Raw genomic sequence first — 11,281 nt, 5'->3', positions numbered from 1 at the left:
GATTCAGCACCTTTAATCAAAGTGGGTAACTCTCTTCTTTTCAACTTGAAGTGTCAGATCTAGTCGGAACTAATACAATTCATGAGCGTACTATCCACTTCTCTAGATCGTATCAAACTAACGTTGTCAGGTTGAGTTCGCATTGCCTTTACTCTAGAATCATCGCCTTTCTAAGACTATTATATGCAATAGATTAAAGAGTATTTAAGTAACTCCGCATCGGATATAACCATGAATTACAAGCAACTAGCAAAAATGTTTACCAGCACAAACATAACTAAAGTTGCTCAAGGAGATCTGAGCCTTGTGCAAGATATCGCTAGTGACTTCCCTACACTATCCCATGTGCAAAGTCTTTCTGAATTGTTTGAAGAAGCGTACAAACTCCTTTGTAAGCACTACCCGAATGAATATGTTATCAAAAATATTATTGCTAATAATATTTTGCTAGGAACTCATTCAATGAACACCGCAAGCATGCTCAGTGAATTGCGTATTGGCACCAACAAAGCGGACTGTGTGATCATAAATGGATCTTCTACGTGCTACGAAATAAAAACTAAATTTGATTCCTTAAAGCGTCTTCCTGAGCAGTTGTCAGCTTACACTTCCTCCTTTGATAAAACATACGTTGTTACTCACGAAGCGCATTTAAATGCCTTACTCAAAATTCAAAAGGATATTCCTCGCTTTGGTGTTTTGTTATCAAACAAGAGAAATCAGTTGAGTAAGAAAATAGAAGCCCCTTTAAACAAGAGTTTTGATACGGAATTGATGTTTCATACTTTGAGGAAAGAAGAGTACACCGACATTGCACACAGAGTCACAGGAGCTGTTCCGAATTGCCCGCAAACCGAGTTATTTAGCGAGTGTAAAGAAATTTTTTGTTCGTTGAATGAAGCTGAAGCTAATAAACATTTCAAGCGAGTGCTTAAAACATACCGTCGAAATGATCACAAATTCATCAGCAACCTACCAAAATCGATGAAAAATCTTGGCATAAGCTACAGCATTCACAAAAAAGGTAAGGACAACATCATATCATCTCTACTTGAATGCAATCAGTTTAATAGTGAGGATTATGATGTATTTTCCATATATGAGAGGAAAGCAGTTTGAGTTAGCGGCACTGAAAGAAGTAGCTCCGAGACTTAATTCAACTAAAGTTAGCCCTATAATTGAGCCAATTAACGACAACATCGATCGCCTCTGTGCAACGATTGAAGTACTAAACAATCATAATGTTGTACCTCATGTTATCGTAAACCCTCAAGTAGGTGATTTAGCGAGTGACTCTCCGGATTTTCTAAACGTTGAATTATCTAAACGTACCGTATCTTTTATTCCATGCATAAGGCTACATAATCAAAACATCATATACGTCAACACCTTACTACAACAATTAATCAACGATAGTGTTCCATTCTCCCTGTACCTACAAGAAGATATACAATCAAATATCACTCCCTATACAAGCAATTCTGTTGCAAATATTATCCAGAACTTAAATAGATACTCTCACTCTTTCAGAAACTCATTACCACGTAGCGTAATTGTTGATAGCTCTTTCCCATCCAAACCAAGAAATGCAGACTACAGTCGAGCACCGCAGTTTTTCTCAGACGCCCATGTATCGTACGTAACCCCAATGATCCAACATCAGATCGGGTTTGGAGATTTCTTAACAATTGACGATGCTTGGTCCACATCTGGAGGGCCTGCTTTTGTTATTGCACTTCATATTACGTATATAGAACAATCAAATAGTAATATGTACGTTAAACATAGCCTATCGACCAAAAACCCGAATGATCAAAGTGACCCTGCCGGTAAGTTCAAGGAGGCTCTGCAGGAAATGATTGATTTTGCTAATGTCACGCCTAGCCTTGATCAAAACACACTTGGGTTTCAAGAGTATATTAAAATTCACGTAAACGGGACGTATCACGCCTTAGGTGTACCTAAGAAGTTAAGTATGATGCACCATATTGAGACCATTAATAACTACCTTTAACTTAATTTCGTTAAATACAGTAAAAGTCCCCTTGAAGAGACTTTTAATGAGTGGGGTTCAACTCCCCACTCTAATTTTACTTAGCGTGACAAGTTATCCACTCATCAATCATGTCAGCCCAATCCTGCAACATAGCCGCGCGCTGTTCTCGGTACTCGGCTTTGTTGTATACCGCTCTCACTCCCTTTTGTTCATGTGCCAAGCACTTCTCTATCCAGTCAGTGTTGTATCCGGCTTCATGTAGCAAAGTGCTCGCTGTTCGACGCAGGTCATGCGGCCCAAACTTACTTAGTGACTGACCTTCCTTTTGCGCAGCCTTATATGTCAAATCCATGACTCGGTTCATCGTCGCACTACTCATTGGAGCATCAGAGTCATAACGGGAAGGAAGAATGTAATCAGACCCACCGGCAAATGTCTTCAAGGCGATCAGAATATCCATCGCCTGGCGTGACAAAAATACCAAGTGAGGGTTACGTCGTTTCATCCTCTCTTTAGGAATCGTCCATAACGCTTCGCTAAAGTTAATTTCGCTCCAAGTTGCGTTGGTTAACTCACTTTTGCGTACCATAGTCAGCAACAGCAGCTTTACCGAAGCACGAATCGAAGGGGTTGTACCTACCTTTTCCATGTAGTGGTACATCAAACCGATCTCAGCGGGTGTTAACGTTCGGTCTCTTGGTTCAAATCGAGCTATACTGGCGGGCCTCACCAAGTCTGCCGGGTTCTCAACTTTCTGCCCTCTCTCAATCGCCCATCGATACACCTGGAGTACAATGTCACGCGTATGCACAGCTGTTGCCGGTGCTCCCCGCTCTACTATCGCGTCAGTCAATGCTCGCAGATCTTCATGAGTGATTTCTGTCAGCTTCTGATTGCCAAATTTACCCTCTAACTCTCGGGCATAGACTGATCGACGCATATCCCGGGTAGAATCAGCCATCTGATAGCCACGCAGCCATTTCTGAGCCCAGGCACCAAAGGTTTCAGCATCTTTGGTTCTCGCCTTAGCACGGGCTTTCTCTTTGGCCGGTGACTTTCCATCAGTAACCATTCTCTTCGCTTCATTGAGACGCTCACGCGCTTCTGCTAACGTGATGCCTCCTACTCCGTAGCGACCAAAGGTAATAGTTTCTTGCCTGCCATTGATCGAGTAATTGTAGCGAAAAGAGATAGAGCCTGCGGTAGTGACAGCAACATAGAGGCCATCACGGTCATTGACTTTGTAAAGTTTATCTTTGGGTTTGAGATTGCGTAGCTTGGTATCAGTCAGCATGTTTCGACCTATTATTCTTGTTTGATACCATGCTGAAAAACCTCTAAAAATCTAGAAATTAATCTTTATAAAACAGATAGATATGAAAATTCAATACCATGCCCCATCAAAAACACTCAGCATGGTATCGGGCGTAATCCATGGCATTACCGATGAATCATACCCATCAAAATACCACGGTCAAACCGTGCTTGGCGTTGCCAGACATTGCCAAAAATGACTAAGCCAAAAACAAAAAAAGTCCGCAATTACGCGGACTTAAGTATGATTTAGTGCTTGTTAATGCCAGACCTTTCTTAAAGGAGCATTATTCCCACTCGATTGTCGCAGGTGGCTTACCAGAAATGTCGTAAACAACACGAGAAATGCCATCAACTTCGTTGATAATACGGTTAGAAACCTTACCTAGGAAGTCGTATGGTAGGTGTGCCCAATGAGCAGTCATGAAGTCGATAGTTTCTACCGCACGTAGAGACACAACCCAATCGTACTTACGGCCATCGCCCATTACACCAACAGAACGAACTGGTAGGAATACCGTGAACGCTTGAGATACTTTGTCATATAGGTCTGCAGCGTGAAGCTCTTCAATAAAGATAGCATCAGCACGACGTAGCAAGTCACAGTATTCTTTCTTGATTTCACCAAGAACACGAACACCTAGACCTGGACCTGGGAATGGGTGGCGGTAAAGCATGTTATAAGGCAGGCCTAGCTCTAGACCAATCTTACGTACTTCATCTTTGAACAGCTCACGTAGTGGCTCAACAAGACCCATTTCCATGTCATCTGGAAGACCGCCCACGTTGTGGTGCGATTTGATCACGTGCGCTTTACCAGTCTTAGATGCAGCTGACTCGATTACATCAGGGTAAATCGTACCTTGAGCTAGCCATTTCGCGTTTTTCAGCTTCTTAGACTCTTCATCGAATACATCTACGAATACGTGACCGATAGTCTTACGCTTCTCTTCTGGGTCAGACTTGCCTTCAAGTGCTTTGAGGAAGCGTTCTTCAGCGTCAACTTTGATAATGTTCAAACCAAATTGGTCGCCGAACATATCCATAACTTGTTGACCTTCGTTTAGACGAAGTAGACCGTTATCAACAAATACACACGTTAGCTTGTCGCCGATTGCGCGGTGAACCAGCATCGCAACTACCGATGAATCAACACCACCAGATAGACCTAGGATAACTTCGTCGTCACCCACTTGCTCTTTAATACGAGCAACCGCATCTTCGATGATAGATTCCGATGTCCATAAACGCTCACAGCCACATACGCCAAGAACAAAGTTCTCAAGCATTTGTAGGCCACCTTTTGTGTGTGTCACTTCTGGGTGGAACTGAACACCGTAGTATTTCTTCTCTTCATTCGCCATCGCAGCGTAAGGACAAGTGTCTGTCTCACCAACTTTTACGAAATCGGCTGGGATCTCTACTACTTTGTCGCCATGGCTCATCCAAACGTCTTGAGTTGCTTCAAGGTCTTTAAATAGAGCACATTCACCAGAAACTTTAACCTGAGCGTAGCCAAACTCACGTTCGTTAGAGCCCGCTACTTTGCCTCCTAGCTGTTCCGCCATGGTTTGCATGCCGTAACATACGCCAAGCAAAGGAACACCAGAATCAAACACATATTGAGGCGCGCGTGGAGAGTTCTCTTCCGTTACGCTTTCTGGACCGCCAGATAGGATAATGCCATCTGGGTTGAATTCGCGAATATCCGCTTCTTCTACATCCCAGCTCCATAGTTCACAGTAAACGCCGATTTCACGTACGCGGCGTGCTACTAATTGAGTGTACTGAGAACCGAAGTCCAAGATCAGAATACGTTGGTCATGGATATTTTTAGTCATTTTGAGCAGTCTTTTTAAGGCTAAGTGATTAAAACCGAGGCGAGTGTACTCGCCTCTTCTTAATGCTTCAAGGAAAAAGCAAACGTTTCCGTTGGGTAATTAGTTCCCTAGACGGTAGTTCGGCGCTTCCTTAGTAATTTGAACATCGTGTACATGAGACTCTTGCATACCTGCACCAGAGATACGTACAAATTCAGCTTTCGTACGCATATCTTCGATAGTTGCAGAACCAGTTAGACCCATGCTTGAACGTAGACCACCCATTTGTTGGTGTACGATCTCTTTTAGACGGCCTTTGTATGCGATACGACCTTCAATGCCTTCTGGTACTAGCTTGTCCGCTGCGTTGTCAGACTGGAAGTAACGGTCAGAAGAACCTTGAGACATAGCACCAAGAGAACCCATGCCGCGGTAAGACTTGTAAGAACGGCCATTGTATAGAATCACTTCACCCGGCGCTTCTTCAGTACCAGCAAACATAGAACCAACCATCACACATGATGCGCCAGCTACGATTGCTTTACAGATATCACCTGAGAAACGGATACCACCGTCAGCAATAACCGGAATACCATAATCATTAGCCACTTCTGCCGCATCTGCGATTGCAGTGATTTGTGGAACTCCCACACCCGTTACAATACGAGTTGTACAGATAGAACCAGGGCCGATACCAACTTTCACTGCGCTTACGCCAGCTTCGATTAGTGCTTTAGCACCAGCACCTGTTGCTACGTTACCACCGATGATGTCTAGATCTGGGTAAGCAGCGCGAGTTTCGCGGATGCGGTTTAGTACACCTTCAGAATGTCCGTGTGAAGAGTCGATAAGTAGAATGTCAACGCCTGCTTCAACTAGAGCAGCAACACGCTCTTCGTTACCAGCGCCAGCACCAACGGCTGCGCCAACACGTAGGCGACCACGCTCATCTTTACATGCGTTTGGTTTACGTTCTGCTTTGTGGAAGTCTTTCGCAGTAATCATACCGGTTAGTTGGAACTCATCATTCACAACCAATACTTTCTCTACACGAGCTTCGTGCATTTTCTCTTGCACTTCTTCTCGTGTTGCACCTTCTTTAACTGCTGCCAACTTCTCTTTTGGCGTCATTACTGAAGATACTTTCTTAGAAAGGTCCGTCACAAAACGAACGTCACGACCAGTGATAATACCAACAAGCTCATTGCTCTCAGTGACAACAGGGAAACCTGCAAAACCATGCTTTTCAGTGAGTGCAACAACATCAGCGATGGTCGCGTCAGGGTTTACAGTAACCGCGTCAGTTACCATACCAGCTTCGAACTTCTTAACTTTACGAACTTCGGCTGCCTGCTGCTCAATAGACATGTTCTTGTGGATAAAGCCAATGCCACCCTCTTGCGCTAGCGCAATTGCTAGACGAGCTTCAGTAACAGTGTCCATAGACGCTGAAATCATTGGGATGTTTAGGGTGATGTTCTTAGTTAGCTGAGTGCGAAGATCAGCTGTGTTTGGGAGAACGGTGGAGTGTGCTGGCACAAGTAGTACGTCATCGAATGTCAGCGCTTCTTTGGCAATTCTTAGCATTTGCAATATCTCACAATTAGAGGAGTAAAAAGAACAATCCAATCTCATCGTTTCGCATAATGAGGGTAACCTGCGTTAGCAACTAGCTACATTTGGATTAGATATTGCGGAGGGATTATACGGTTAACGCAATCGCTTGACCACAAATTTTTTAATTTTTTTCTTGCAATTACCCCCTTGCTATGTATTATATTGCCGCTAATTTCCATACTCACGTCTAAGAGATTAGCTGTGCTCTCCAAGACCAATCAAAACATCTTTACTGTTTCTCGTCTCAACGCGGAAGTTCGTTTACTCCTTGAAAACGAAATGGGGATCGTTTGGCTCGTCGGAGAGATATCCAACTTTTCAGCTCCTGTCTCTGGTCACTGGTACCTCACTCTTAAAGACTCTCGCGCTCAAGTTAAATGTGCCATGTTTCGTGGTAACAATCGCCGCGTTACTTTCAAACCCGCTAACGGTAATCAAGTCCTAGTAAAAGCTCGTCTGTCTCTTTATGAGCCTCGCGGTGACTACCAATTGATCATCGAAAGCATGCAACCGGAAGGTGATGGCCGTCTTCAACAAGAGTTTGAAGAGCTGAAAATGAAGCTTGCAGCAGAAGGGTTGTTCGCGCAAATCAATAAGCAATCTTTGCCTGAGCACCCTAAACGTGTTGGCGTCATCACATCGAAAACTGGTGCCGCGCTTTACGATATCTTAGACGTATTGAAACGTCGTGATCCTTCCCTACCTGTTGTGATTTATCCGACAGTGGTACAAGGTGAGGACGCAGCCATTCAAATTGCACAAGCCATTGGTCGCGCTAACAGCCGTGATGAATGTGATGTACTAATTGTGGGCCGAGGTGGTGGTTCATTAGAAGACTTATGGTGCTTTAACAACGAGATATTAGCTCGCACGATTGCAGCAAGCCAAATTCCTATTATTAGCGCCGTTGGACATGAAGTTGACGTGACAATAGCTGATTTTGTCGCCGACGTACGCGCGCCTACTCCATCAGCAGCCGCTGAGCTAGTAAGCCGTGATAACAGCCACAAAGATCAAGCTTTAGTTACCCGCCAGCATAAGTTAGCGAGCGCGATGCGTTACTACCTAGCACAACAAAAGCAGCAATCTGCTCAATTAGTGCACCGTCTAGAGAGACAGCACCCAAGCTATCGCTTGCAACGTCAGACGCAACAGTTAGATGAGTTGGACATGCGCTTACAGCGAGCGATGAGTCGTTTTATTGCCTTGCGTCAACAGCGAATCGAGCGTCAACATTATCGGCTGCAATTAAATTCTCCTGTAACACGCCTTGCCGAGCAGAAGTCGAAGCTAGAACGTGTTGAGCAAAAGCTCATGGATGCAATGGATCGCAAATTACTGACTATGCGCCATCAACTCGCGATTGCCGCAGAAAAGTTGGACACCGTCAGCCCACTAGCGACATTGAAACGAGGTTACTCAATTACTCAAACTGAGCAAGGTAAAGTAATTACGCAATCTTCAGATGTAAAGTCGGGAGATGTATTGATTACCCGGTTAGCCGAAGGCGACGTTCGTTCTACCGTTAACTGAATACAAACTCTGGTTAACTGACTTTCTGGAACTCAAATCGGACACGTGATTTTGATTTGAGTTCATTACACACATTACAAAAGTAACTCGCAGCACCGCATGCTTGCAGCTTCTCCAGCTCCGCCTCACAATCAGGGCAAAAACCTACTTTTTTAAAATCCGATTCACACTGTGCACAATGGTATTGTCCTGTCCATTCCAGTTCGACATTGCAAGTCGGGCAAATGTTCTGCTGCATATCCCGTTCCTCTCTCTAAACTAAGCAATTTCGAGTAACGCATGCTACTCAAAATAACGAACAAGTATGTTGATCTTCATCACCGCCCCAACAAGTTTCACGAGGCGTTAACCATACTTGATACGTAGGATCTTATACTGATCGTCTGATATTTACTCCTTGATCAGCGATCACCCCTTAAAAGAATATTTATATAACCACACACCGAAAGCATAAGTTACATATTCTGCATTCCAATTTAAAAGAGAATAAAAAACCTTAAAGAGATTTAATTAAACGAAAAATCAGAGTTTAATAAAAAGATCTTATTCAAAAAGCAGTGTTTACATTGGTGTGCATTTCGATAGTTTGAGCGTCGAGCTTAACGAGTTTAACTTGGATAAAAGCAAACTCATTTAAATGGCTCGCATGCGTTCCACCACAAGGGATTACCGCTAATTGACCTTCCCCTAAATCGCACTTCCAATAGCGAGAATCCGTTAATCTGTCACCGTGGCATTCCATGGTGATCATCGCATCTCGTCGAAGCCATTCCACAAGTTGGCTATTCACTTTTTTTGCAATCGCCTGGAGGTCATTCAGCATATCTGCACTGTTTAATCCTCTTTTACGGAGTGTTTTGCCTAAACGGTACGTATCGAGGCACTTGTCTGGAGTAACATAACTCGTAACTTGTGCATAGCTATTAAAGTCATAATAACCATGTGGGTCTTTGCGGTCTGCGTCTTTTCGCCAATAGTCTTCCGCTAGTACTTTATTCAACGCCAAATACGCTAAGTGTCCTGCAGTGTGGCCTCGACTCAAAGCGCGTTGGTAATCCTTATCTACCGCCAATGTCACCAAATCATCAGTAACAAGTGATTCCGTACGTGATAAAACATGCACGACGACAAACACCCAACCTTCAGCATCACGCTTTACAGGGATGTCACTACCCACATACAGAGCACCACTTTCCTGCTCCACTGCCCCAACTTGGCAATCTACTACGTCATGCTCAGCCCCATTCACCTTCAACGTTCCTTTGTCTGCAGGGTGATCCGGCCATATGTGACTAACGGGATGGAACGGCGTGACATCTGTAATAACGTAAGTCACTTCTTCCGTATATTGAACGAGCTGTATTTGTGCTTCTAATTGCCATGTTTGATGACAAAAACGAGTCTTTGTTGCTGTGATAGTCATTTTTACGATTACTTTTGATAAAAAAATACCCAAGTAGAAACTTGGGTATTCGAATTTCATTATTTATTGCGGTTTTTCACCATCGACATCATACGCTTACGTTTACGCTCTTGTGATAGCGTAAGCTTATTCGTACGGTTCTCGTATGGGTTATCACTGTTGTGGAAGTTAATGCGAATCGGTGTTCCCATAATTTCCAGAGACTTACGGAAGTAGTTCATCAGATAACGTTTATACGAATCTGGCAATTCACGAACCATGTTACCGTGGATAACAACGATCGGTGGGTTGTAACCACCTGCGTGTGCGTATTTGAGTTTGATACGACGACCACGAACCATTGGCGGTTGGTGATCATCCACAGCCATCTTCATGATACGCGTCAGTACTGACGTACCCACACGCGTTGTCGCCGAGTTATATGCTTCTTGGATAGATTCAAACAAGTGACCAACGCCAGTACCGTGCAGCGCAGAGATAAAGTGGATACGCGCGAAGTCGACGAATCCTAGACGGCGGTCCAGTTCTTTCTTCACGCTTTCTTTCACGTCACTGTCTAGACCATCCCACTTGTTAACGGCGATGACAATTGAGCGGCCAGCATTCAGTGCAAAACCAAGCAAGCTTAGGTCTTGGTCTGAAATATTTTCACGAGCATCAATCACCAGTAGAACGACGTTTGCATCTTCTACCGCTTTCAGCGTCTTAACAACAGAGAACTTTTCAACCGTTTCATTGATACGACCACGACGACGAACACCTGCGGTGTCAATTAGTACGTATTCACGTCCATCACGTTCCATCGGGATGTAGATAGAATCGCGCGTTGTACCTGGCATATCGTATACAACTACACGTTCTTCACCCAGAATACGGTTAGTCAGTGTCGATTTACCTACGTTCGGACGACCGATGATCGCCAACTTAATCGGCTGCTCTTGAAGGCGCTTGAATTCAGCTTCTGCGTCTTCTTCAGTGTAATCTTCAACAAGAGGCTCTTCGTCTTCGAATCCAGTCAGGTCTTCAATCTCACCGTCTTCAGATTCACTTGTTAATAGATCATCAAAGAATGGAGATAAAGCACGCTCAAGCAAAGCGGTCACACCACGGCCATGAGCGGCCGCAATCTGGTACATATCATCCACGCCGAGCTGCCAAAAGTCAGCACACGCCGCATCGGCATCAATACCATCGATTTTGTTTACTACCAGCATCGCTGGCTTTTCAATTTTACGCAGATGAGCAGCAATTGCTTCATCTGAAGGTGTCAGACCAGCACGACCGTCAACAAGGAACAACACAACATCAGCCTCATCAATCGCGGCTAATGACTGTTCTGCCATCTTTGTTTCCACGCCTTCTTCTGTGCCATCGATACCACCAGTATCAATCACAATGAATTCGTGCTCTTCACCAAGTCTCGCCTGGCCATATTTACGGTCTCGCGTTAGGCCTGGAAAGTCCGCAACCAACGCGTCACGAGTGCGAGTCAATCGGTTAAATAGTGTAGATTTACCTACGTTCGGACGCCCTACTAGAGCTACAACAGGTACCATAACAACCTCTACAATAATCTTT

The 11,281-nt window shown here is 44.2% G+C and carries 10 protein-coding genes; 4 read left to right on the top strand and 6 right to left on the bottom strand.

The annotated features are described in order from the left end of the window. Positions 1-231: 231 nt before the first annotated feature. Positions 232-1,119 carry a sce7726 family protein gene (locus R7F07_RS22495; RefSeq protein ID WP_104974448.1) on the top strand — a complete coding sequence of 296 codons (888 nt, stop codon included), beginning with the start codon at positions 232-234 and terminating at the stop codon, positions 1,117-1,119. Then, a complete protein-coding gene (locus R7F07_RS22490; RefSeq protein ID WP_228010020.1) occupies positions 1,082-2,014 on the top strand; it encodes a sce7725 family protein in 933 nt (310 codons plus the stop codon). Before R7F07_RS22495 ends, R7F07_RS22490 begins: the two co-directional genes overlap by 38 nt. 76 nt (positions 2,015-2,090) lie before the next feature. Here the strand turns inward: R7F07_RS22490 and R7F07_RS22485 are convergent, their stop codons facing one another. Continuing rightward, the gene (locus R7F07_RS22485; protein WP_104974450.1) at positions 2,091-3,290 is read right to left on the bottom strand and encodes a tyrosine-type recombinase/integrase; all 1,200 of its coding nucleotides are present in this window, start codon (positions 3,288-3,290) and stop codon (positions 2,091-2,093) included. An 82-nt stretch (positions 3,291-3,372) separates the two neighbouring features. Here R7F07_RS22485 and R7F07_RS22480 point away from each other — a divergent pair, with 82 nt between their 5' ends. After that, the gene (locus tag R7F07_RS22480) at positions 3,373-3,510 is read left to right on the top strand and encodes a hypothetical protein (protein WP_154219227.1); all 138 of its coding nucleotides are present in this window, start codon (positions 3,373-3,375) and stop codon (positions 3,508-3,510) included. Positions 3,511-3,597: 87 nt separating this feature from the next. Here the strand turns inward: R7F07_RS22480 and guaA are convergent, their stop codons facing one another. Beyond that, entirely contained in the window at positions 3,598-5,151 is a 1,554-nt protein-coding gene (guaA, locus tag R7F07_RS22475) for a glutamine-hydrolyzing GMP synthase (protein WP_005383721.1), read from the bottom strand. A gap of 99 nt (positions 5,152-5,250) precedes the next feature. Next, the gene (guaB, locus tag R7F07_RS22470) at positions 5,251-6,717 is read right to left on the bottom strand and encodes an IMP dehydrogenase (protein ID WP_017633908.1); all 1,467 of its coding nucleotides are present in this window, start codon (positions 6,715-6,717) and stop codon (positions 5,251-5,253) included. A 231-nt stretch (positions 6,718-6,948) separates the two neighbouring features. On the opposite strand from guaB, the gene xseA reads away from it, so the two are divergent. Next, positions 6,949-8,280, top strand: coding sequence for an exodeoxyribonuclease VII large subunit (gene xseA / locus R7F07_RS22465; protein WP_017633909.1), 1,332 nt, complete (start codon positions 6,949-6,951; stop codon positions 8,278-8,280). 13 nt (positions 8,281-8,293) lie between these two features. Here the strand turns inward: xseA and R7F07_RS22460 are convergent, their stop codons facing one another. From R7F07_RS22460 to der, 3 genes are all read right to left on the bottom strand, one after another. Continuing rightward, positions 8,294-8,518 (bottom strand): zinc ribbon domain-containing protein, encoded by a 225-nt coding sequence (locus tag R7F07_RS22460; protein WP_005381691.1) that lies wholly within the window; start codon positions 8,516-8,518, stop codon positions 8,294-8,296. Between the two features lie 309 nt (positions 8,519-8,827). Further along, a complete protein-coding gene (locus R7F07_RS22455) occupies positions 8,828-9,703 on the bottom strand; it encodes a metal-dependent hydrolase (RefSeq protein ID WP_025768864.1) in 876 nt (291 codons plus the stop codon). 59 nt (positions 9,704-9,762) lie between these two features. After that, a complete protein-coding gene (gene der, locus R7F07_RS22450; protein WP_005381694.1) occupies positions 9,763-11,259 on the bottom strand; it encodes a ribosome biogenesis GTPase Der in 1,497 nt (498 codons plus the stop codon). Positions 11,260-11,281 lie beyond the last annotated feature (22 nt).

Source organism: Vibrio sp. YT-16, assembly GCF_033337405.1.
Classification (GTDB): Bacteria; Pseudomonadota; Gammaproteobacteria; order Enterobacterales; family Vibrionaceae; genus Vibrio; species Vibrio alginolyticus.
This window is presented reverse-complemented; position numbering and strand designations above follow the sequence as displayed.

Excerpts from the sequence above, each read along its gene's own strand:
- R7F07_RS22495 (WP_104974448.1), top strand. The coding sequence starts at position 232 with ATGAATTACAAGCAACTAGCAAAAATGTTTACCAGCACAAACATAACT.
- R7F07_RS22490 (WP_228010020.1), top strand. The coding sequence starts at position 1,082 with ATGATGTATTTTCCATATATGAGAGGAAAGCAGTTTGAGTTAGCGGCA.
- R7F07_RS22485 (WP_104974450.1), bottom strand. The coding sequence starts at position 3,290 with ATGCTGACTGATACCAAGCTACGCAATCTCAAACCCAAAGATAAACTT.
- R7F07_RS22480 (WP_154219227.1), top strand. The coding sequence starts at position 3,373 with ATGAAAATTCAATACCATGCCCCATCAAAAACACTCAGCATGGTATCG.
- guaA (WP_005383721.1), bottom strand. The coding sequence starts at position 5,151 with ATGACTAAAAATATCCATGACCAACGTATTCTGATCTTGGACTTCGGT.
- guaB (WP_017633908.1), bottom strand. The coding sequence starts at position 6,717 with ATGCTAAGAATTGCCAAAGAAGCGCTGACATTCGATGACGTACTACTT.
- R7F07_RS22460 (WP_005381691.1), bottom strand. The coding sequence starts at position 8,518 with ATGCAGCAGAACATTTGCCCGACTTGCAATGTCGAACTGGAATGGACA.
- R7F07_RS22455 (WP_025768864.1), bottom strand. The coding sequence starts at position 9,703 with ATGACTATCACAGCAACAAAGACTCGTTTTTGTCATCAAACATGGCAA.
- der (WP_005381694.1), bottom strand. The coding sequence starts at position 11,259 with ATGGTACCTGTTGTAGCTCTAGTAGGGCGTCCGAACGTAGGTAAATCT.